This is a genomic window from Pseudocolwellia sp. AS88, from assembly GCF_030551755.1.
In the GTDB taxonomy this organism is placed as follows: Bacteria; Pseudomonadota; Gammaproteobacteria; order Enterobacterales; family Alteromonadaceae; genus Pseudocolwellia.
This window is the reverse complement of sequence record NZ_JAUPEC010000021.1, coordinates 40,989-64,241: the sequence shown is the minus strand read 5'-3', so window position 1 is coordinate 64,241 and position 23,253 is coordinate 40,989. Positions and strand designations below refer to the sequence as shown.

Genomic DNA, 23,253 nt, shown 5'->3' with positions numbered 1-23,253 from the left:
AGAAAAAGATTAGAAGTTGCCTTTTTATTCCAAAAAAGAATATAGACTTAAGATAACAGACCTCTCGGTCTACTAACTTCTTCAAAAAGCCAGGCATTGTATGTTCTGTAAGCCTGCGGATCAAAGTTAATTGAATTTTTGTTCATAAATCCATGAAAAAAACGACTGCGTTTAATTGATATAAGAGGTAAGTTTTCGAGTGTTGCTTGTAAAGTATCAACATCAAAATGCTCTTCCCTCTTAGGTAAAATAACAGTGCTTTCTATTTTAGGATGAATATCTGAAAAATGCCGTATTTGTGAGCCATAAAAGTAAATTGCTTGGTCAATATTTAGATCAGCTTTATTTGAAATAGACCACATAGCAGAAGCACCAACACTAAAACCAATAACTATAGTTTTAGCTCTGGTTTTATCTTTAAGAAAATTTTGAGATTTACTTGATATGTGAGTAGCTTGCTTAGCAAGAACCGAATATAAATGTTGGCCGTACTTTTCAATACCTACATGTTCCATAAAATAGGCATAGGCGCTCGCTTCATCATCGAAGTTCATCTGTTGCCCTTGATAAGGATCAACAAGAGTAAATGATACGCTTTTATTTGCTAAAGCAAGTGATGTAGCTAATTCATCTTTCAGTGCAAGCAAAGCAGGAGTAATACCAAAGATGTCGGCGACGATATAAATGTTGATCATAGATTTTTCATTCAAACTGGTATGACGCTTAATTTGAAGTGCTGTTCATTTGAGGTTCCTGTTTCCATTTTTGCATTTCTTCATGAATAAAATGATTAACCAGATCTCGATACATTTTTTCTATAGCATCAGGGCTCAAACCTTGTTCAATTGCCCATTCTCTGCGTTTTTTTAACATAGCTTCAAAACGCTCTGGTGCTCTTACAGATGATTCAGACGTTTTAAACTTGGCTGCAGATTTCACATATTGAAAGCGACGACCAAGTAAAGCCACAATAGCTTCATCTATACCATCTATTTCACTACGTATATCGTTCATATCATGACATTCTTCAGGTGAGAGTTTTTCTTGATATTCCATTAAAATTCCTTTTATTTGAGACCTTAACCCGAGTTATTTAGAAGGTTATTTGAATCGTTATAGCTAAAGCTCGCCCCATACAGCAAATTCATTGCCACTAGGCTCAGTAAAATGGAAGCGTTTTCCACCAGGGAATTCGAAAATCTCTTGAGTGATAATGCCGCCAGCTGCTTTGATTTTATTTTGTGTTGCAATCAAATTTTGGCTAAAAAGCACAATTAGCGCTCCACCAGTGGCTTGTGTGCTAGATAATTCAGCTTTGAAGAATCCGCCATCTAAACCTTGATGAGTAAAGGCAGTGTATTCTGGTCCAAAATCTTGAAAGGTCCAGCTAAATGCAGTTTCGAAAAAGACTTTTGTTGCATTAAGATCTTTTGCTGGAAATTCTACATAATTTATTTTTTCGTGATTGTTGTGAACTGTCATCATGCTTTCCTTATTTCGTATTCATTTACTCTTGAATTTCAGTAACAACATCTGCTTTGACTGAATTAGCAATAAAACATTGTTGATGGGCTTGATGATGCATTTGTTCTAACAATTCGTATTCTGGTTGAGTTTGTGCTGAAAAAACAACTTTCGGCTTTAGAATGACTTTAGTGATAGAAATATTACCTTGAGCGTCTTTTTCCATAACCCCTTCAGCGTTGTCTTCATAACACTTAACAACCAACTTGTTTTTTGCAGCAATCGATAAGAAAAACAACATATGGCAACTTGAAATAGAAGCAATAAATGCTTCTTCAGGGTCAACATTCGCTTCCACTGAATACGGTAAAGGAACAATATGTGGAGAAGAAGAGGCAAGTACAACCGCCCCACCATCAAACGACCAAGTGTGAGCACGGCTATACTTATTGTCTAGATAGTTTTCGTTATCTTGTTTAGTCCAATTAACCTGTGCAAAATATGTCGACATCAATTATTCCTTTTTTAAAAAAACTTTAAGACTTTTTAACGCTAAAGTACCTTATAGTCAGGCTCAGCACCTTCATCACATTTTTTACAATTAAGCTCCTGCCCTATCATCGCTTGTCGCCCTTCAAGAGTTATAACCCAAGGTCGATTCGTCCAAGGAGGATTGTGTCTAACATGTTGAAAGTGTCCACAGTTTAGCCTTGCCACCCAATGGTTTTCTTCATCTTTATGATAATCGGCAATTGCTTTATTCACGTTTGACCTTACTCAGCTTCAGTATATTGATATTCGTTTCTCTATTTGGAAGTGACTAAATCTTCTTTGTTGGCTAGATAGAAAACATAAATAATCCCTAACACTGGGATCACTGAAAATACAGTGCCTAACAATGCAGCACGAACAGGTGTTGTGCTTTTCTTTTTACCAATAATGTAGCTGATAATGCCAACGACAATCATAAAGGCTGCAACCGCTGAGCCCATTTCAATTAATGTAAAATTCATTCTATTTTTTCCTATAATGTGTTTTTTGTTGGTTACTTACTAGCAAGGGCTTTAAGCACGTCAACAATATCCTGCGGCTCTGATCTTATTCGATAATCAACATCAACAAAACGCCAAACAACATTGCCATCTGTATTAATCACAAAAGTTGCAGGCAAAGGTAAAACACTTCCATTACCGTTATTGATATCTGACAATTCTAGATTTCTGTCTTTACGCATGTGCTCTAAAACTAATTCTGGTACTTTCCAAGCAACGCCATAGGCAGCGGCAATAAGTGCATCTTGATCAGAAAGCACAGGAAACCCTAAGCTAATAGGCTCACTTGTTGATAACGAGTTATCAGGTACTTCAGGACTAATAGCCACTAACTCGGCACCTAACTCATGTATTTCAACTAAACGTTCTTTTAAGGCTCTTAATTGTAAATTACAGTAAGGACACCAACTGCCTCGGTAAAAAGTTACCACAACCGGTCCTTTAGCTAATAATCCAGCCAATTCAACAGTTTGATTAACTTCGTTTGGTAATGTGAAGTTAGGTGCTTGTGCGCTTATTGCTAAAGCATTACCGCCTTCTTGGAATTCTCTTGCCGTCTTTAACACCTCATCTAGCTTTTGCATAAACTCAGGTTTTACTGCTCGTGTTTTAGCGATTTGAGCTTCAGTTTGCTGTTTAAGTGTTGCCATTCTTATTCCTATTTTCTACTTTCAATTAAAAAATTTTAAATTTTTGGTCATACGTTTTATTGCTTTAACTTTCTACTGTCGCCATTTTTAATCCCGCAAAAATCAACATTGTACCAGCCGACCGATTAATCAGTTTTATGATTATTGGTTTAATAAACTTACCGCGTGATTTAAAGCCTAAGTATCCATATAAGGAATAACACACTAAATCTAAAATCATGGTAATTAAACATAATATTATGAGTTGAGGAACAACAGGAGCATTAATATCAACAAATTGTGGTAACAAAGCGGAAAAATACAGTAATGCTTTAGGGTTGGATATTTCTAAAACAAAACCTCTCATAAATATTTTATAAGTTTTACTTGGCTTATTTTTAGATGTTTGAATGCTAAGCGGACCTGATTGACTAAAAACAGCTGTAAAGCCAAGGTATAAAAGGTAAGCAACACCTATCCATTTAATAATTAAAAACAAAGTTTGTGAAGCAATAATTAAAGTAATGATCCCTGTCGCCGATAAAATAAAAAACACAACATTTGCACTAGCGATACCTAGAATCACCAACGTGGATTTTTTAAAGCCATTCGATGCGGCTTCCGCCGTTACAGCTAATGCAGCAGGGCCAGGTGAAAGCACAACAACTAAGGTTGTCATGAAAAAAATAATTAAGGTTTCTAATGAAATCACAAATATTCCCAGATGTGCTTTATTACAATTATTTTAAACTGAGCTACTATTAAAAAATAAGGTTTAGTTAGCACTACAGTAAACAAGAAAGCATCATTGTAAAGGGCTACTTAAATCAAATAAACCTTATTACTACATGAAAACAAAAGTTTATATTTAATAACAACCTAAGGAAGCCTACCGTTTGATTTATGAGTCTGTCTTCCTCTTAAACTGATAAATAATAATCGTAAACAATTCTTCGCAAAAAGGTTAATCAATAATGAAGGTTTCACATAAAGTTGTTTTATACGCTTCAATCATAGTTACGCTGGCATTCGCCACATACTCTTTTTTAGAATACAACAAACTCCGCACTGAACTCATAGAGCAAACTAATTCAAATACTAAAGAAAAAAGCATCGCTCTTGCTGTGCAAATTAATAACTGGCTCGATGCGAAACTAGGGTTAATTGATACCATAGCCCAATCGATTGATGCAGATTTTAATGCTGACAATATCCAGAAAAATATCAACCTGCCTATTTTCGAAAAAGAATTCTTATTAATTTTTGGTGGTTTAGATACTGACGGCATCAGAATCACTAATGATAAAACATGGAACCCTACCGACTATGATGCAAGGCAACGCCCTTGGTACAACTTAGCCCGAGACCACAACCAAGCCATACTCACCGAACCTTATATTGATACTGTTACAGGCGACATTGTTATATCTGCTGTTGCAAGCATTAAAGACAAAGGCGTTTTTAAAGGTGGTTTTGGTGGTGATTTAAGCCTTAAAACAGTGTCTGACGCTCTTAATTCACTGCATTTTAACCATACAGGTTATTCATTTCTTATTAATGAAAATGGCAAAATAATTAGTCATCCCGATATAAATTTAAACGATAAATTGATTACGGATCTTATCCAAGGTGGTATGCCTGAACTTAATAATAATTTGGCTCGTAAACAACTTATGGATGGAACTTCTGTATTTGTTTCTTTTAGCCCATTACCAAATCTATATGGTTCAAATTGGTATGTTGGTGTAGTTTTAGATGAATATAAGCTACTTGGTGATGTTAGACACTTTGGTTGGACTGCTTTCATCACGACATTAATTGCTGCTTTGCTTGTTTCTATCGTTTTATATTTTGTTGTTACACGCTTGCTTGAGCCATTACATGCATTGCGTAAATCATTACAAGAAATTAATAGTGGGCAAGGTGACTTAACAAAACGTTTAGAGATAACAAGTAATGATGAATTTGGAGATGTATCTAATGAGTTTAATACTTTTATCGACTATCTTCAGAACTTGATAACAGAGGTAAAAGGTCGTTCAAGGAATGTACGTGAGAACACCGATAAAACAGCCCTATCTTCTGCTCAGTCTTCTACAGAATTAAATACCCAATTAGTAGAGTTAGATAACTTAGCTGCATCAATTAACCGTATGTCAGCAACAGCAAATGATGTTGCTACTAATGCACAGACCGCAGCAGAACGAGCTAATCAAGCCGATATAGCAACACAAGAAGGTGAGCAAGTTGTAGAGCGCACTACTGACTCTATTTTGCAATTAACCGATCAAATGGGCAATGTAGTTGAAACCATTACTCATTTAGTAGATTACAGCAATAATATTGAATCAATCCTTACTGTTATTACTAATATTGCCGACCAAACTAACTTATTAGCTTTAAACGCTGCCATTGAAGCCGCACGTGCCGGAGAACATGGTCGAGGTTTTGCTGTAGTCGCGGATGAAGTACGTACATTAGCATCGAAAACTCAAGAGTCGACAAAACAGATACACGATATGATCAGTCAACTGCAAGAAGGCGTAAGAGAAGCAGAAAAGGCAATTCTTGAAAATAAAGACAAAGCTAATTCAACTCAACTTATTGCTAAAGAAGCTAGTTCAGCTCTAGAGACAATACGTAACAGCATTCACGAAATTAGCGATATGACAGGCCAAATAGCCTCAGCCGCAGATATGCAAAGCACCTCTGCTCAAGAGATTGATCATAATACAATAAGAATTCGAGATATTAGCCAGTCACTTTCAAATGCAGTAAAAGAGCAGTCATCTCTTTGTGAAAACATGGTTGATATTACCATTGAACAAACGACTTCATTAGATAAGTTAAAAGTTTAGACGTTACAGATTCAATCTAGAAAAAATAAACGACTTTTTACCAACAAAAAGTCGTTATCTATTTTCTGGTGGAATATCTTTTACTTGGGCCGTGAACTCACTTATTTCGTTTTCAGTAAGTACTGTTTTAACACGTTTAGTTGAAGCTGGCTGATGTGGAAGTCCAACACCATTTCTTAACTCTTTAGCTGGACGAATAGGTCTTGGAGAAAAACCACCACCACAATTAGGACAAACGTTTTGTAAAATACCTTCTACACATGCCGTGCAAAAAGTGCATTCATAACTACAAATGTAAGCTTCTGTTGATTCAGGAGGAAGATCTTTATCGCAATTTTCGCAGTTTGGATGTAGCTCTAACACAAATATTTACTCCTTCTACTTTCTACAACGTCTATATTTAAATAAACCCTTAAATCTATTACGGAATTAATCCTACTTGAAAACATAAGGGAAATCTAAAAAAGCTTAAAAAACCACCAAACTTATTATTTATTACTTATAACCAAATTGATACCGAAAAAAACAATAGTTAACAAGTGTATACAAGAAAAAATATCACTTATATAAACTAACTCACGTATTTTAATCTTCAGCTAAAGCTTCAAATACCTTTTTCTTTTCTGCAAAATATTCTTTCATCACTTCTGGTTGCTGCATCATCATCATAACTTTTTGCATGGCTTGCATATGATCTGCATCTTGCTTTTGAAACATTTGCATACCATGAACTTTACTTAGTTCAACGATCTCTTCAAATGTATTACCTTGAAACTGCTCATCGCAAGCTCCACCCAGTTGTTTACAAGTCATTGTTTTCATTTTCGAATCCTATATTTAAATTGTGATAATAAAAAAGAGACTATTAAAAGCTGTCCCCCAATATCATAAATAGTATCTACTTAGGGTCTGTTGTTCTTTCAGGATTAAATTTTATTCAATTTAAAACGGATTTAATCGCGATGTGAGCTTTGTCTAATAGTTATTCTATTAAAAAAGCGAACAGCAATGAGTAAATTTGTTTTAAATGAACCCAAAGGGCAGCAGGTGTTTGACATTTATACCGCGTTATCGTCTGTTCGAGTAGCCAGCTAAACGTCACATACTCTGCCTTGCCTAAATATCAAACACCTTGCTGTAAAAATAATCTCGAAAGATCAACAGACCCTAATTTATTCTGGAAACTTAGAGAATTTTTTAGCGTGAATAGCTTTATCATACCATTGAGCTTTTTCATCATAAAAAATATTATCTTGTGCTTCTAAGTTAGGAGTACCATCTAAATAACCAGCTGGAACAATAAACGTTTTTCCAGAGCTCGATAGATATGGAACAAGACTTCCACATTCTTTACAAAAAGCGCTTGATATAGACCTATTAGGTACATCATAACGTTTAATAAGGCTTTCACCTTTTAAGCATTTTATTTTTTCTGAAGAAATAAACAAGTTAGAAGCATGGGCAGAACCTGTTATTTTCTGGCATTGAGTGCAATGACATAAATGGAACTGTGTAAAGTTATTCTCGCATTCAAATTCAACACCTTCGCACAGGCAACTTCCAGTAATTGTAGACATATGTGTTCCTTTACAAGTATAAAAACAGTCTTAAAAAAGAATTATTTTTTTGCAAAAATCTTATTGAATATACGCGAAACAAAGTAAGACACACCAAAACCTATAACAACATACAAAACAACTAAAGGCATTTCAAAACCTGTTGTAAAAATGTTGCCATCTTCTAATAAACATTGACCTTTTTCATACTGAAATACGCCACCTTCATTTACACAAGGTTGAATGAGTAGTAAGTCGTTTATTACCCAAATGACTAACAAACTAACAAATACACCAATAAATTTTGCGATTGCACTTTTATTCATAACACTCTTAATAATTTTATTCGTTGAACTCTATTTTAATGGTGCTGTTATATCACATGAGTTTATCTGGAGTTACTATTTATTGTCTATACGGGGCTAAAGACTTAAGAAACAGCACTAATCAGATAGAGCTAAGTTGACCGCGGCTTCTGCATGTATTTCTGTGGTGTCGTATAAGGGTACTGAAGTGTCATTTTGGTTAATTAATAACGCGATTTCGGTACAACCTAAAATAACCGCTTGTGCACCTTGTTCAAATAAGTTTTTTACAATGGTTAAGTAAAGCTCTTTTGAGCCGGAGTTAATCACACCTCTGCATAGTTCATCATATATGACGTTATGTACAATAGTTTGGTCATTGCTTGAGGGAACAACCACTTCAATACCAAAGCGTTCAGTTAAACGATCTTTATAGAAGTCTTGCTCCATGGTAAAACGAGTTCCTAGTAAACCCGCTTTTGTAATACCCTTTTTAACCAATTTAGCCGCTGTTGCATCAGCAATATGCAAAAGAGGAATAGAGATATTTCTTTGGATCTGTTCAGCCACTTTATGCATAGTATTAGTACATATAATAAGAAAGTCAGCACCGCCTGCCTCAACAGATTGAGCTGCTTTGCTTAGAATTAAGGCCGTTTCATCCCATTGACCAGCATGCTGCAGTTTTTCAATCTCTTCAAAATTAACGCTATATAAGCAAATTTGTGCTGAAGACAATCCTCCAAGTTTTTGTTTAACACCTTGGTTAATAGTTTTGTAGTAACTCGCGGTTGACTCCCAACTCATACCACCTAACATGCCGATTGTTTTCATTTAAAATCCTTCTAAATTATGTTTAATATCTACATAAATTACTTTCGACCCAATATACGTAATATGCGCAAGAACAAGTTAATAATATCCATATACAATGCAGCGGCACTATCTATCGCATTATCGTAGGTTTTAGGTATGGCGTTTGCTCTAGCCCAATCGTAACCAATATAACCACAAAAAATTATTGCTACAATCCAATCTAAAATACCGTGATGAGTATCAAAAACAAAAACCATAATCAGCTCAACAATAATGACACTGATTAAAGCTACCGTTAACCCACCAATAATTTTATTAAAGAATGCTGGATACATAGAGCCTAAAAGCATCATCACAAAGGTTACTAAACCTGTGACTCTAATTGCCTCAAGTACAATGTCAGGATTGTATTGGCTAACGACTAAATTAATAATTAAACCAAAAGGTACTACGACAAAGTTATAACCAATAAAGCTTACCGCAGGGTTATCTGATTTATTAAAAAGATAAATACCAAAGAAACAACAGGCAAAATAACCTACAAAAAATATAATAGGATTAACACTGCTAATAGATTCTGGTGAGATATTTAAAACCATAAACCAGTTAACAGCAAAGCCCCAAATAAGGGCTAAACCAATAACAATATTATATGCCGTAGCACTTATAATTTTGTCGTTGGTGTGAGTTCTATCAAATACATTTACTTCCATTGTAAGTTTCCTTTTTGTGATTTCTCGTTATTTTTAATTTTTAGTTATCAGTGTAAAAGCACACTACCCTTTCTGATATCCCCAGCGTGGCATAATGTTCTGATCGATACCAAGATGATCCAACATTCTTCCTACCATAAAATCAATCAAGTCGTTGATTGATTCAGGATTATGATAAAACCCTGGAGACGCAGGCATAATAGTTACCCCCATTTGCGACAGAGTTAACATGTTTTGCAGATGAATAGTTGAATACGGTGTTTCGCGAGCAACTAAAATAAGCTGTCCACGTTCTTTTATGACTACATCTGCAGCACGTTCAATTAAGTTATCGCTCATACCTTGGCTTATTGCTGCAAGGGTTCCTGTTGAACAAGGGCAAACCACCATTAACTTAGGCGCTGCTGAACCCGATGCCACTGGCGAGAACCATTGTTCTTTACCAAAGACAATAATTTGCTCGGCTTTCGCGTTAAATTTATCAACAAAGAATTTGCTTGCTGCATCAGGTGATGATGGGACTTTTAATCCTACTTCTGTATCAAATACCACTTTTGCAGCACTCGAACATAATAGGTAAATTTGATAATTGGCAGCCACTAAACATTCAAGTAAACGCAACGCATAAGCAGAACCTGAAGCACCTGTAATCGCTAAAGTGATTTGTTTTTCGAACTGTGTATTTTTAACTAATGTTGAGCTCATGCTAAACCTTATTTTGTTTGTCTGTTAAAGCGTTTAGTAGCTTGTTGTGTATATCACCAAAGCCACCATTACTCATCACAACTATAGTATCGTTTGTTTGTGTTTCGTCACTAATGCTCTCAACTAAATTAGCTAAATCAGCACTTACCACACAAGGTGCTTTACAGTCTTTGATCAAGTCTTCAACCGACCAATCAACACCATCACCTTGATAAATATAGATCAGGTCTGCATGATCAAGTGAAGCGGCTAAGGTATCTTTATGAACGCCTGACTTCATAGTATTTGAACGAGGTTCAAGCACAGCAATAATACGTTCTTTGCCTACGTGATGACGCACACCCGTTAAGGTTTTATTAATAGCGGTTGGATGATGAGCAAAATCATCAAATACACGAATACCATTTACCGTGCCACGCAATTCTAAACGACGCTTAGTGTTTATAAATTCGCTTAGAGCTTCTATTCCTACTTCGCTTGGTACGCCTGCATGTCGAGCTGCGGCAATCGCCATTAAACCATTATCGATATTAAAGTCGCCAATTAAATTCCATTTTACAGTACCTTGAATATCAGCTTTGAAACTTACAACAAATTCACTGCCGTCTGCTTTCAGTTTTTCAGCAAACCAACCTTTGTCACGATTAAGTTCGTCAACACTTTGTTGAGTAGGTGTCCAACAGCCTTTATTAATCGTTTCAGCAATGGCTTGTTCGTTTTGTGGATATAGTACTAACCCATTACTCGGTACCATTCGAATAAGATGATGAAATTGTTTTTGGATATCACTTAAATCATCAAAAATATCGGCATGATCAAACTCTAAGTTATTGATCACTAACGTACGAGGACGGTAATGAACAAACTTAGAACGTTTATCAAAAAAGGCGGTGTCGTATTCGTCAGCTTCAATCACAAAAAAAGGAGCTTCACCTAATCTAGCTGAGCTCTCAAAGTTTTGTGGAACTCCGCCAATTAAATAACCTGGCGCCATATTCGCATATTCTAAAATCCAAGTTAACATGCTGCTGGTAGTGGTTTTGCCATGAGTTCCTGAAACAGCAAGCACCCAACGATCTTTCAATACATTTTCAAGTAACCACTGAGGTCCAGAGGTGTAGGCAATATTTCGGTCTAAGACATACTCAACCATAGGATTGCCACGCGACATTGCATTACCAACAATCACTAAATCAGGTTCATCTTTTAAATGCTCGATTAAGTAACCTTGTTTTAACTCTATGCCTAATTCTTCGAGCTGAGTGCTCATCGGCGGATATACGTTAGCATCGCAACCTGAAACTCGATGTCCTAACTGTTTTGCTATGGCGGCTATTCCGCCCATAAATGTGCCACAAATACCTAAAATATGAATATGCATATGTTTACCAAGAAAATTGTAAAAAATAACGACCTATATGCTGGCAATATACCTTAGTCGCACTAGGGAAAACTAGTTGTAGATTGTATTTAATCCGATAGTAGGCATTACATATTTTATAATGAGGGATGATACACGTAGAAGTTCGAGCTATTTTCTTATCAAAAATGAGATTTTAAAAGCTAATAACTGTCGTTAAAGTATATAGCTTCATCAATTTACAAGCTTCGAGAACAAAACTAATGGTAGATAGACAAGCCTAGCTCTTCAGCGATATTTTCTATTAAATTCATACCCACAACAGAGTTACCGTAATGATTCAAAGGTGGGCTCCAAGTACAAATAACACCATATCCCGGTACAATAGCAATTATCCCCCCACCAACACCACTTTTAGCCGGTAAACCTACAGAAAAGGCAAACTCACCCGACTGATCATACATTCCACTCGTCGATAATATTGCATTTACTCTATGTGCATCTCGTGCAGTACAAATGGTCTCTTTTGTTATGGGATCTATGCCTTTATTCGCTAAAAAGAGTAAACTTTGTGCTAATTGCTCGCAACTCATCGATATTGAGCATTGAGTGAAATAATGGCTTAAAACATCTGGTACTTCAGATTCTATATTGTCAAAGCTCTTCATCAAATGTGCAAATGCGGCATTAAGATGCCCATGCTTAACTTCTGATAAATATACGTCATTATCAATGCGTATATTATCATTGCGTGCAAGCTTTCTAATATAGGTTAGAAAGGCAAATTTACTTGATGAGAAGTTACTTGTTAATATGTCTGATATTAAAATCGCTCCAGCATTTATAACCGGATTTCGTGGTATGCCTTTCTCAGCTTGTAACTGAATTATAGAATTAAACGGTAAACCCGAAGGTTCCATTCTTACGCGTTTCCATAAAGGATCGCCTATTCGGTTTATTGCCATAACTAAACCAAACACTTTAGAAATGCTTTGAATAGAAAAAGGATGTTGATAATCACCAGCGCCAACAACTTTACCCTCTAGCGTACCTACGGCAATTCCCATTAAATCAGGTTTCACACTTGCTAGTGCAGGTATATAATTAGCTACTTTTCCCTGAAGGTAATTATCTTTCTCAGCGGATAACAATGTCTGTAGTTTTTTCTGCAATTCAATAATGTTTTTTTTCATTTTTTTTAAAGCAACTTAAGAGTGAAGTACTAGCACAAAATTAGTGAAATGCATTGTCAGAAAAACACTTAACACATCGACTAAGTTATACTGAATCGTTTACTTGTATATCACAAGACATTCTATCGACTTTGTTGTTAATTCAATGTAATTATTGGTATTGTCGATTGAATCACAATGAGATTCCACTTACATTAATCATATACATTTTGATAAGGAAATATGTGTGACCAATCTAGCATTACAGTCAATCTCAGTTTACCCAATAAAATCGTCATCAGGTATTCATCTTTCAAATAGCTGGGTAGAAGAACTTGGTTTGTCTTTTGATCGCCGTTTTATTGTGGCAAACGCTAACGGTGAAATGTTTACCGCTCGCACAGAGCCACGCTTATGTTTGATTCAGGCGAATCTGACTTCTACAGGCATAAACATTACCGCTCCTGGCATGCCTATTTTGTCTATTGAATATGCTAAGTTTTCTTCTGAATATCAAAATGTCACCGTTTGGAAAAGCGACATAAAAGGTCAAATAGGTGCCGAACATTACAACCAATGGTTCAGTCGTTATTTAGAGCAATCTTGTCAGTTATTATTTTTTGGTGAAAACTCAGAGCGCTATGTTAAAAACAAAAATAGCCAAGTGGGTTTTGCCGACGGATACCCTATTCTGCTTATTTCACAACAGTCTTTAGCTCAGCTTAATCAAAAACTCGGTGCTAATAATAGGGTTACCATGAGTCAGTTTAGACCGAATTTAGTGGTAGATGGTTGCGATGGTTTTGCTGAAGACACATGGAAACACATCCGTATTGGAGAAGTTGAATTTGAAGTTACCTCGCCTTGCTCTCGTTGTATTTTTACAACAATTAACCCTGAAACAGCTGAGACAAATAAACTACAAGAACCATTAACAACACTAAAAACTTTCAGGCAAGTTGAAGACGGCGATGTGATGTTTGGTCAAAACTTGGTGCCTTTAAATCAAGGACAAATTAAACTTGGCGATAAAGTTGAAGTTATCGAAACTAAGCAAGCCCCAACTTTTGTGATAAAAGAAAATAAACAAATTAAAAATACAGCTAACCAGGATTCTGCACCTATGAAAGTAAATAAAAAACCTAAAATCAACTTTAGTTCTTGGAATAAAGAAGTGGTTGGTAACAACAAAGCGACTATTTTAGATCAAGGTGAAGATGCCGGTTTAATTTTACCTTATTCATGTCGTGGCGGAATGTGCGGACGCTGTAAAATAAAACTAGAAAGTGGTGATGTAGAACAACTAGCCACAGATGGTTTGTCTGGTGAAGATATAGAAAATGGTTACGTTTTAGCCTGTAGTTCTATTCCAAAATCTGACATTGTGCTAAGTAAGGCACCAAGAAACTAAAGGATAAACCATGAAGTTAAACTGCGATTTAGGTGAAAAAGTACATGATAACGATGCGTTGATCATGCCCTTTATTAACATGGCAAATATCGCGTGTGGCTTTCATGCTTCCGACCCTTTAACCATGAACAACACAGTTAAGTTAGCACTTACCAACAAGGTAACTATTGGTGCCCATCCAAGTTATAACGATAAAGATAACTTTGGCCGTATTAGTGTTAATTATTCAGCTGCGGAACTCATCGCGATAATTCAATACCAAATAGGTGCAATGCAAGCGATATGCGACAGTAACAAAGCCACTTTAAGTTATGTAAAACCACATGGTGCTTTGTATAACGACATGATGAAAAACGCTGAAATATTCGAACAAGTTTGCCAAGCAATTTCAGCATTAAAACATCCTCTGCCATTACTTATTCAAGCTTTACCTGAAACCGATAATACCTTCATTCAATTAAAAGCTATTGCAGGTAAATATCAAATATCTTTGTTATTTGAAGCCTTTGCCGACAGAGAATATACCGACCAAGGCTTGCTTGTTTCTCGCCAAGAAAGCAATGCGGTGATACACGATATAGACAAAATCATAAGCCGATGTGAACAATTAATCCGCCACAATAAATTCATCAGCGTTAACGGAAAACCTTTAAATCTCAAAGTAGATACGCTATGTGTTCACGGCGATAATCCTGAGGCAATAGCAGTCGTTAAACAACTCCATCAATTACTCAACGCTGAATGTTCAAATAATACAAACAATATATCGCCAAGCTCATGTTAAAAGCATCTGAAAAATCAGAGAATCAGTCTTTGATTTCCCTTTCATACATTAGTGAAAATGCCGTATTACTTGAATGGCCCGAAAAGATTTGTGCAACACAACATCAACATATTATGTTTTGTCAGCAGCAAGCTTCTGCTTTTCTTAAAGAGGTTTTAATTGATTGCATAGCAAGTTATGCCAGCCTGATTATTTATTACAAATTTGAAAAAATACAACACGACACCTTAAATACATTCTTGCTTGAGCTGATCCAAAATCCTACCAACAATAACAACCCAACAAGTACTTCAAGTAACTCAAATCATGTTGATTCAGTAGAAAACTCACTTATAGAAATTCCTGTTTATTATGGCGAAGGCGTTGCCTGGGATATTAAAACAGTTGCTCAACAAACTAAGCTCAGTATTGAGGAAGTTATTCAGCTACATAGTCAAACCACTTATCGAGCTTACGCTTTAGGCTTTACTCCTGGTTTTTGTTATTTAGGTAGATTACCTGCGCAATTACAACTTCCAAGAAAATCATCTCCGCGCCTTAGTGTGCCTAAAGGTGCTGTTGCCATTGCAGAGCAACAAACCGCTATTTACCCTAATACCAGCCCTGGTGGTTGGCATATTATTGGGCAAACACCTTTAGATATGTATCATGCTGATTTAACGAGTAATAACGAAGAAAATAAAAATAGCGCCTGTCAAAGTTCACAATTTAACAGCACCATTCAAGTGGGACAATCAGTGAAGTTTGTTTCTATTACACTAGAAGAATTCTTATCTTTAGGTGGCGAATTAATAAAGGAAATATCCTAATGAGCGCAAAGCCAAAAAATCACTTAACAGTTATCAAGCAAAATGGCTTTTGTAGTGTTCAAGATTTAGGTCGAATGTCGAGTCAGCACTTAGGTTTTAGTGCTAGTGGAGCTGCGGATGAATATGCTTTTCTGTATGCTAATTATTTATTATTTTTAGCTCAAAAGCTTTTTCAACCTTGTGTTCAACTTAATCGCCACCTTACCCATAATCTAAATCAGGCTCAGTTAGAAATAACCTTAGGACAAATAACGTTTAAGGCTGAACAAAATTGTACTATCGCCATAACAGGAGCAGATTGTTCTGTATCTATTAATGATAAACCTGTAAATAACTGGCAAATTCATCATGTAAAGACTCATGATATTATTCATTTTAGCCAACCAAAAATGGGGTTACACAGTTATTTAGGGGTTGCAGGCGGTATTCAAAATAAACAATGGTTGGGCAGTCGTTCACAAACATCAACTGAAAAAGGTTTAGGCTTTAATAATGCGCCAGCAGATACAATATCACTTAATTACCGGATCCCTCTAGCTGAACATTGTAATATTAATGACAGAAATAAGGAGCATTACAACCTTACTTCTACAATCCCTGCTTCTGGTCGTTTTGATTTAGAGCAAGCATCTAAAGTCGCATTTGCACAAAAGCAATTAACACCTAGCACGTTTTACAAAGAGCTAAATAAGCCATTAACGCTACGTTTTATTCCTCAAAGTTTATGGCATTCGTTTGCTAAGAAACAACAAACCGCTTTTTGTAAGCATCAATTTACCATCAGCGCAGATAGCAATCGTATGGGTTATCGATTATCAGAAACACCTGATGATATAACCTCTTCTATGTCAAACACGCAGTCTAAGCTATCTAAACCTGTAACTTTTGGTACTATCCAAATCCCAAGTAAAAACCAACCTATTGTTCTAATGAAAGAAAGGCAAACGATAGGTGGTTACCCCGTTTTAGGCTCGGTTATACAAACCGACTTATTCAAATTAAGTCAGCTACGTCCAGGAAATAAAATACAGTTCTCACCTACTACTTTAAGTTTTGCTCAACAGCAACTTAGCGCTTTTCATCAAAAATTCTGTTTCTCAATTTAAATCAAATACATTTTTTGCCTGCGCTTTAAAACGCACTGTAATTGTGCAAGACAACAACAACAGTGCAGTTTATATGTATTAAAAATCAATAAAAACAATAAATTAAACTTAACCTCATGATATATATACAATAAAAAAACTTATACCCTATGGCACTAGCCTTGCTATCTCATACTCAATAGATTTTTTAAATTTCAACTTTGAAATAATACGGTGAAAACTTATGAGTGGACAAGCAGGCATTAACATACTGTCATTTACAGGAAAAATGAAAGTACTTCATTTAAGTTGGATGGCTTTCTTCATAACCTTTATGGTTTGGTTCAACTTTGCTCCATTAATTTCTGTTATTGGTGACAGCCTAGGCTTAACAGCGAGTGAACTTAAAACCCTTATGTTACTTAACGTAGCACTTACCATTCCTGCTCGCGTTATTATTGGTATGCTTACCGATAAATACGGACCTCGTTTAGTTTATGCACTTCTACTCGCAGTATGTAGTATTCCATGTTTTATGTTTGCCTTTGCTGATACCTTTGAACAAGCTGCAATTGCTCGCTTTTTATTAGGCTTTATTGGTGCCGGTTTTGTTATTGGTATTCGTATGGTTTCTGAATGGTTTCCAGCTAACGAATTAGGTACTGCAGAAGGTATTTACGGTGGTTGGGGTAACTTTGGTTCTGCAGCAGCAGCAATGACTTTACCGTCAATTGCTTTATTATTTGGTGGTGATGATGGCTGGAGATATGCTGTAGCGCTAACAGGTTTATTAAGCCTAGCATTTAGTTTGATTTGGTATGCAAACGTTAACGACACACCTAAAGGCTCAACCTACTTTAAACCAAAACAAACAGGTGCAATGGAAGTAACCAGCGTTCCTGATTTTTACTTACTATTAATAATGAAAGTTCCTATGTATGGCGCCTTAGCATTACTTGCTTGGAAACTTTCACCATCAGGTGTTTCATTATTTACCGAAAGTACAACGTTAATCGCGTACTTATCCTTAGTTATTTTGTTCTTAATTGAAGTTAAACAAACATTTAAAGTGAATGGTCATTTATTTAAAAATGAAGTGCCTGAATCGCATCGTTATAAATTCAAACAAGTTGCGGTATTAAATATTTTATATTTTGCTACTTTTGGTTCTGAGTTAGCTGTTATTTCAATGTTACCTTTATTCTTCGCTGAAACTTTCGAGTTAGAAATGGTTTACGCGGCAATGTTAGCTTCCACTTACGCTTTCATGAACTTAATGTCGCGTCCTGGTGGCGGTTGGTTAAGTGATAAATTTGGTCGTAAGAAAACCTTACTTATTTTAACTGCTGGCTTGGCCGTAGGTTATTTTGCTATGTCGTTAATTGATAGTTCATGGCCTTTAGTTATCGCTGTAATTACTGCAATGGCTTGTTCTTTCTTCGTTCAAGCAGGTGAAGGTGCGGTATTTGCGGCTGTGCCACTTATTAAACGTCGCTTAACAGGCCAGATTGCTGGTATGACTGGAGCATACGGAAACGTAGGTGCTGTAGTTTATCTAACCGTATTATCAGTGGTAGACTATTCAACATTCTTTCTTGTTATTGCGGCGACGGCAGTTGTTGGATTTATTGCATTGTTATTTATGCAAGAACCAAAAGGAACAATTACCGAAGTACGTGAAGACGGTAGCATTGAGCTAATAAATGTCTCATAAACCTTCAGTTAATTCTGAAAAAAGTACAGATAAAAGTACAGAACAAACATCAGCACAAAGCCAAAACACACCAGACAAATTAGACGTGTGTTTTGGTGGCTACAGCACAGCCGGTAAAAAAGCGGAAAATCAAGATGCCTTCGCAGCACTTGTTCCCAAAGCCGCCGAAATTATATCGAAAGGTGTTGTCGCTACAATCGCTGATGGGGTTTCAAGCGCAAGCCGAGCTGCCGATGCGGCTCAGGTTTCCGTCACCCAATTTATCAATGATTATTACGCAACCTCAGACACTTGGTCTACACAAAAGTCAGCATCAAAAGTTCTCACTAGTTTAAACCAATGGTTATCTTCTCAAACCGATTCTGCCAACGGTGAATCATTACAATGGCTAACCACTTTTACTTCATTAATTGTGAAGTCTTCTACGGGTTATGTTTTTCATGTTGGGGATACACGTTTAAGTGTCTATCGTGAAAATGATATCGAAATAATCACTCGCGATCACAATCGAAGAAGTGGCACTAACAGTACTAATGTTATTTTAACGCGTGCTTTAGGTGCAGATCCTCGCCTAAAAGTAGACGTACATCAAATAGATGTTAAAGCTGGTGATATTTATATTTTAACTTGTGATGGCGTACACGACTTTTTATCAACAGCCGCCATCAAATCTCGATTACGTGATTTACCAAAAAACCCAAGTAATGAAGACTTAGAAAACGCCAGTAAAATTATTGTAAATTTTGCTTTAGAAATGGGTAGTAACGACAATGTTAGTTGCTTACTTATGTATATTGGCAGTACGCCTAATCGCGAACTTATCGAAATAGAAAGAGACTTACTAAGTAAAACCATACCACCTGCTCTTGAAGTGGGTATGAAGATAGACAATTACCAAGTCCGAAAAGTTATTCACGCCAGCATACGCTCACATTTATATCTTGTTGAGCAAGAATCAGAACCAACCCCTTTTGTGTTAAAAGTTCCTTCAGAAAACTTTGCTGATGATATGATTTATCTACAAGGTTTTATGCGCGAAGCTTGGATTGGCGAACGTGTAAATCATCGTAATGTAATGCGTATTCAAAGCGCTAAAACTAACAGTAAATTTTTATATCATGTTTGCGAATATATTGATGGGCAAACTCTATCAGAATGGATGCATGACAATAAAAATCCGAGTATTGCTCAAGTTCGTGATATTTTAGAACAAGTGATCAAAGCGCTACGCACATTCCAGCGTTTAGACTTAGTTCATCGGGATTTGAAGCCAGACAACATCATGATAGATGCTTATGGTAAAGTCACTTTAATTGATTACGGTACGGTACTTGTCGCCTCATTAGAAGAAAACAGTAATAATTTAGCCGAATCGGTTCCACAAGGCACGTTAAATTATATTGCCCCAGAAACCTTATTGACCTTACATGCAGATCACAAAAGTGATTTATTTTCGTTAGGTGTTATCGCTTATGAAATGCTGTGTGGGAGTTTACCTTATAAACCTATGGTAAGAGCTGAAGTCACCTTTAGTGATTATTCGCCATTTCAATACAAACGTATTACTCACTTTAGAAGTGACTTACCTTTATGGTTAGATTTAGCACTGAAAAAAGCCACTGAAGCAGATCCCGCTTTAAGGTATAACGCTTTCTCTGAGTTTTTTGCCGATTTAAGCAAGCCTAATATTAATGCCTTACAGGAATATAAAAAACAGCCCATCATGGAGCGTAACCCTATTCAATTCTGGCAAAGCATGTCTGCCATATTGTTTGTAGCTTTTATTATTGCCCTTATTTATTAATTTAGAACCTGCTCTAAATATGTACAAACAACAGAATATATTAAACAAAAAAAGCGCCTGAATCATTGGCTGATTCAGGCGCTTTTGTTTATCTAGCTTAGTTTACATAGCTATGATTCATATAATGTTAAAAAGTATAGTTCAAACGCGTATATAAAAAGCGTCCGTCAATGCTATACGATGAAAAGCCAGAGTACGGGAATATTTGGTTAAAGTTAGATTGACCAATATTACTTACAGTATCTTGTGGGTATTCGTCGAATAAATTATTCGCCCCTAACGATATTTTAAGATTATCAGTAAGTGCATACGATACATCTAAATCCACTATCCAGTTTGGATCTAATACTTCATCGTTTTCAACCGTAGTACCAGAGTCAATAACTTCGCCGTAACGTGTCGCACGTAAATTAACTTGTAGTTCATCTAAGGTCCAACCCGCAGCTAAGTTCAGCTTGTTTTTTGGTGTACCATCTTCAAAACGTGCAATTTCTCTGCGTGAGAATACAACATAGCTATCGCCTAATGCTGATAACTCACTTGGATTTTCTTTTACATGAGTGACTTCAGTTTCATTAATGTTAAGGGCTGCACTTAAACGTAGCTCGCCGTTAGTACTTAAATCAAGGTCGTAAGTTGCAACAACATCAACACCTTTTGTTTTGGTATCTATAGCATTAGTAAAGTAACGCGCACGTTGTGTATTGAGTTCGCCAGCTTCTTGTAAAATGTTTACAACAGCATCACCACTTAAGTTTTCAGATAATACGATACGGTCATCAATAGTAATCTGGTAAGCATCTACCGTTAAGTTGAAGTTTTCTTTCTCATAAACAAAACCTAACGTACCATTGACTGAATCTTCAGCTTCCAACTCTTTTGCGCCTAATGCTTGCGCTGCTGATGCAGAAACCGGGAACAAACCTACTTCACTTGGAATGCCATTTTCGAAAACTGTCGCAATAGATTTATAAGACGTTTGCGCTAAACTCGGCGCTCTAAAACCAGTACTAATTGCACCACGAAACGCTAAGGTATCTGATACTTCGTATCTCGCTGCGAGCTTAGACGTAAGTGTTGACCCAAAATCACTGTAATCTTCAAAACGCGTCGCTACAGCGATATTTAATTTGTCTGTTAAGTCGGTATCTAAATCAACATATAAAGCAACATTATGTCTGCTTTCATCAACGGCACTTTCTGGAGAAAAACCAGATAATACTTGCGCACCACCAGCTGCAACAGGAATACCATTGTCATCAAGTACAGTAATGTAAGAAGCCTCTTCGCCTGCAATAATTTGATAACCTTCAGAGCGATATTCTGCTCCCATCGCTAGAAACACTTCGTTTTCTAAACCTAAATCAACCATATTAGTCACATCAAAGTTTACTACGGTTTGATCGTAAACTAGGCTACCGTTTTTAAATTCAGTTGGGCTGTCAAGTCCCATTGAAGCATTTAAACTATTAACCACTTCAAATTCAAAATCATTTTTGCCGTAATTAACACTTAAATCCCAAGTCCAATCATCTACTTCACCATTCACACCTACAACAATCGCCTGATCTTTAACATCAGAACCAATTTGAGGTAAAAAACCATCAGGATAAATTTCAGGAATGTTATTACTATCGTTAGGCTCTCGGTAAAAACCACCCGATAAACCATCACGAACAGCATAACTACCAAATGAATAGAGCTCTACCTCGTTACTTAATGATACGCCAGCATTATAGAAGAAAGCCGTATCTTTAATGTCGGCTTTACCAAAGTTGTGGTTGTAACGATTAAAAGTTAATTCACGAGGATCTAATTCCCCATTAATACGGTCATATTGTTCGCGTGGGTCGAAACCTGAACGGTTAGTTGCATCACGATCGCGAGATTCTAGCGATAAATTGATGAAACCATTGTTTTCAAATGTAGTTCCCCAATTGGCAGAAAGCGTAGTTGTTGCGCCATCGGTACGGGATCTATCGCCACCCGTTACAAAATCTAAATCGCCATTAGCATCTATTTGAGTTTGCTGTAACTCAGGTACACCATCCATAGTTGTTACATGTTTACCATAAGTAACATTAATGCTGCCGCCTTCACTCTTTTTAAGAATGATGTTGATAACGCCAGCAATAGCATCAGAACCATATTGAGCAGCTGCGCCATCACGAAGAATTTCTATACGTTCAATGGCAGCAGTAGGAATAGTATTTAAATCAACGGCTGTTGAACCTCGACCTACCGTTCCATTTAAATTAAGTAAAGCACCACTGTGACGACGCTTACCATTAATAAGTACTAGCGTGTGATCAGGTGCTAAACCACGAAGTACAGCTGGACGAGCGTGATCGGTACCGTCAGCAACAGTAGCGTTTGGATAGTTAAAACTCGGTACAAGATTAGATAGCACTTGGCTTACTTCTAACTGTCCTGTTTTAGCGATATCTTCAGCACTTAGTACATCAATAGGTACCATGCTTTCAGAAACGGTTCTGTCATTCCTACGTGAACCAGTAACAATAATACGCTCAACGTTAGCTTCTTCTAATGACTCTGCAGCTTGCACGGTATAAGTGGGAATAGCACTAACTGAAAGAGCAAGCCCTAAACCAATAGCGGAATGTGCTTTAAATGAATGACGAATATTTTGAGTAAGTTTTTTATAAGAGGTATTTAACAAAATGTATCTCCTTGTATGGCGAATGCCTTACTTTATCTGGGGTGAATCATGTTTATCTTGGTAATTATACTGATGGCTATAACATAAAAATGCAACATTAAATACGAAGAATTTCGTAATAATAAAGTCAATTCTATAATAAATAACCTATCAGAGCTTTGTTCACGCCTTTAAGAGGCTTTTATATTATTGAATGTGCACTGCACTTGTGCGGAAATGTATTCACACTTGTGCATAGGTAAATTTTTTTCACGTCTAAAAAACATAAACAGCTGATTACTAACAATTAAAATTCATGGCACTGTGTTTGCTCTATATCTACTAAGTCGAGGGGTA

Annotated in this window: 25 protein-coding genes; 7 read left to right on the top strand and 18 right to left on the bottom strand. The window is 36.4% G+C overall.

Annotation, left to right across the window (positions count from 1 at the left end; all coding sequences use genetic code 11):
- Positions 1-47: 47 nt before the first annotated feature.
- From Q5N69_RS14075 to Q5N69_RS14040, 8 genes are all read right to left on the bottom strand, one after another.
- Entirely contained in the window at positions 48-695 is a 648-nt protein-coding gene (locus tag Q5N69_RS14075) for a dienelactone hydrolase family protein (RefSeq protein WP_304369645.1), read from the bottom strand.
- Between the two features lie 28 nt (positions 696-723).
- The gene (locus Q5N69_RS14070) at positions 724-1,056 is read right to left on the bottom strand and encodes an isochorismate lyase (protein ID WP_304369644.1); all 333 of its coding nucleotides are present in this window, start codon (positions 1,054-1,056) and stop codon (positions 724-726) included.
- 63 nt (positions 1,057-1,119) lie between these two features.
- On the bottom strand, positions 1,120-1,485 hold the full coding sequence (locus Q5N69_RS14065; protein ID WP_304369643.1) for a VOC family protein: 366 nt from the start codon (positions 1,483-1,485) through the stop codon (positions 1,120-1,122).
- A gap of 22 nt (positions 1,486-1,507) precedes the next feature.
- Positions 1,508-1,975 (bottom strand): OsmC family protein, encoded by a 468-nt coding sequence (locus Q5N69_RS14060; RefSeq protein ID WP_304369642.1) that lies wholly within the window; start codon positions 1,973-1,975, stop codon positions 1,508-1,510.
- 41 nt (positions 1,976-2,016) lie between these two features.
- Positions 2,017-2,229 carry a DUF3565 domain-containing protein gene (locus Q5N69_RS14055; RefSeq protein ID WP_304369641.1) on the bottom strand — a complete coding sequence of 71 codons (213 nt, stop codon included), beginning with the start codon at positions 2,227-2,229 and terminating at the stop codon, positions 2,017-2,019.
- Between the two features lie 41 nt (positions 2,230-2,270).
- Positions 2,271-2,477, bottom strand: coding sequence for a hypothetical protein (locus tag Q5N69_RS14050; RefSeq protein ID WP_304369640.1), 207 nt, complete (start codon positions 2,475-2,477; stop codon positions 2,271-2,273).
- Between the two features lie 32 nt (positions 2,478-2,509).
- A complete protein-coding gene (locus Q5N69_RS14045) occupies positions 2,510-3,166 on the bottom strand; it encodes a peroxiredoxin-like family protein (protein ID WP_304369639.1) in 657 nt (218 codons plus the stop codon).
- 64 nt (positions 3,167-3,230) lie between these two features.
- On the bottom strand, positions 3,231-3,857 hold the full coding sequence (locus tag Q5N69_RS14040; protein ID WP_304369638.1) for a LysE family translocator: 627 nt from the start codon (positions 3,855-3,857) through the stop codon (positions 3,231-3,233).
- Between the two features lie 262 nt (positions 3,858-4,119).
- Here Q5N69_RS14040 and Q5N69_RS14035 point away from each other — a divergent pair, with 262 nt between their 5' ends.
- Positions 4,120-6,003 (top strand): methyl-accepting chemotaxis protein, encoded by a 1,884-nt coding sequence (locus Q5N69_RS14035; RefSeq protein ID WP_304369637.1) that lies wholly within the window; start codon positions 4,120-4,122, stop codon positions 6,001-6,003.
- Positions 6,004-6,057: 54 nt separating this feature from the next.
- Here the strand turns inward: Q5N69_RS14035 and Q5N69_RS14030 are convergent, their stop codons facing one another.
- The 9 genes from Q5N69_RS14030 to glsA all read right to left on the bottom strand — a co-directional run bounded on the left by Q5N69_RS14030 (position 6,058) and on the right by glsA (position 12,651).
- Positions 6,058-6,366, bottom strand: a complete 309-nt coding sequence (locus tag Q5N69_RS14030) for a DUF1272 domain-containing protein (protein WP_304369636.1) — start codon at positions 6,364-6,366, stop codon at positions 6,058-6,060.
- A gap of 222 nt (positions 6,367-6,588) precedes the next feature.
- Positions 6,589-6,825 (bottom strand): hypothetical protein, encoded by a 237-nt coding sequence (locus Q5N69_RS14025; protein WP_304369635.1) that lies wholly within the window; start codon positions 6,823-6,825, stop codon positions 6,589-6,591.
- 350 nt (positions 6,826-7,175) lie between these two features.
- On the bottom strand, positions 7,176-7,580 hold the full coding sequence (locus tag Q5N69_RS14020; protein ID WP_304369634.1) for a GFA family protein: 405 nt from the start codon (positions 7,578-7,580) through the stop codon (positions 7,176-7,178).
- A gap of 41 nt (positions 7,581-7,621) precedes the next feature.
- Complete coding sequence (locus Q5N69_RS14015) at positions 7,622-7,885, bottom strand: hypothetical protein (RefSeq protein WP_304369633.1); 264 nt, start codon at positions 7,883-7,885, stop codon at positions 7,622-7,624.
- 117 nt (positions 7,886-8,002) lie between these two features.
- On the bottom strand, positions 8,003-8,698 hold the full coding sequence (locus Q5N69_RS14010) for an aspartate/glutamate racemase family protein (RefSeq protein ID WP_304369632.1): 696 nt from the start codon (positions 8,696-8,698) through the stop codon (positions 8,003-8,005).
- A 38-nt stretch (positions 8,699-8,736) separates the two neighbouring features.
- On the bottom strand, positions 8,737-9,393 hold the full coding sequence (locus Q5N69_RS14005) for a Bax inhibitor-1 family protein (protein ID WP_304369631.1): 657 nt from the start codon (positions 9,391-9,393) through the stop codon (positions 8,737-8,739).
- Positions 9,394-9,456: 63 nt separating this feature from the next.
- Positions 9,457-10,098 carry a flavin prenyltransferase UbiX gene (locus Q5N69_RS14000; RefSeq protein ID WP_304369630.1) on the bottom strand — a complete coding sequence of 214 codons (642 nt, stop codon included), beginning with the start codon at positions 10,096-10,098 and terminating at the stop codon, positions 9,457-9,459.
- Position 10,099: 1 nt separating this feature from the next.
- Positions 10,100-11,479: a UDP-N-acetylmuramate:L-alanyl-gamma-D-glutamyl-meso-diaminopimelate ligase gene (gene mpl, locus Q5N69_RS13995; protein WP_304369629.1), complete on the bottom strand. Its 1,380-nt coding sequence runs from the start codon at positions 11,477-11,479 to the stop codon at positions 10,100-10,102.
- Positions 11,480-11,718: 239 nt separating this feature from the next.
- Complete coding sequence (gene glsA, locus Q5N69_RS13990; protein ID WP_304369628.1) at positions 11,719-12,651, bottom strand: glutaminase A; 933 nt, start codon at positions 12,649-12,651, stop codon at positions 11,719-11,721.
- 226 nt (positions 12,652-12,877) lie between these two features.
- On the opposite strand from glsA, the gene Q5N69_RS13985 reads away from it, so the two are divergent.
- The 6 genes from Q5N69_RS13985 to Q5N69_RS13960 all read left to right on the top strand — a co-directional run bounded on the left by Q5N69_RS13985 (position 12,878) and on the right by Q5N69_RS13960 (position 20,237).
- Positions 12,878-14,041, top strand: coding sequence for a YcbX family protein (locus tag Q5N69_RS13985; RefSeq protein WP_304369626.1), 1,164 nt, complete (start codon positions 12,878-12,880; stop codon positions 14,039-14,041).
- Between the two features lie 10 nt (positions 14,042-14,051).
- On the top strand, positions 14,052-14,825 hold the full coding sequence (locus Q5N69_RS13980; RefSeq protein ID WP_304369625.1) for a 5-oxoprolinase subunit PxpA: 774 nt from the start codon (positions 14,052-14,054) through the stop codon (positions 14,823-14,825).
- On the top strand, positions 14,819-15,634 hold the full coding sequence (pxpB, locus tag Q5N69_RS13975; protein WP_304369623.1) for a 5-oxoprolinase subunit PxpB: 816 nt from the start codon (positions 14,819-14,821) through the stop codon (positions 15,632-15,634). Before Q5N69_RS13980 ends, pxpB begins: the two co-directional genes overlap by 7 nt.
- Positions 15,634-16,740 (top strand): biotin-dependent carboxyltransferase family protein, encoded by a 1,107-nt coding sequence (locus Q5N69_RS13970; RefSeq protein ID WP_304369622.1) that lies wholly within the window; start codon positions 15,634-15,636, stop codon positions 16,738-16,740. The genes pxpB and Q5N69_RS13970 overlap by 1 nt, the downstream gene beginning before the upstream one ends.
- A 223-nt stretch (positions 16,741-16,963) precedes the next feature.
- Positions 16,964-18,433 (top strand): NarK family nitrate/nitrite MFS transporter, encoded by a 1,470-nt coding sequence (locus Q5N69_RS13965; RefSeq protein WP_304369620.1) that lies wholly within the window; start codon positions 16,964-16,966, stop codon positions 18,431-18,433.
- Entirely contained in the window at positions 18,423-20,237 is a 1,815-nt protein-coding gene (locus Q5N69_RS13960) for a bifunctional protein-serine/threonine kinase/phosphatase (protein ID WP_304369618.1), read from the top strand. The genes Q5N69_RS13965 and Q5N69_RS13960 overlap by 11 nt, the downstream gene beginning before the upstream one ends.
- 127 nt (positions 20,238-20,364) lie before the next feature.
- Here the strand turns inward: Q5N69_RS13960 and Q5N69_RS13955 are convergent, their stop codons facing one another.
- Positions 20,365-22,881, bottom strand: coding sequence for a TonB-dependent siderophore receptor (locus Q5N69_RS13955; protein WP_304369663.1), 2,517 nt, complete (start codon positions 22,879-22,881; stop codon positions 20,365-20,367).
- Positions 22,882-23,253: the final 372 nt, after the last annotated feature.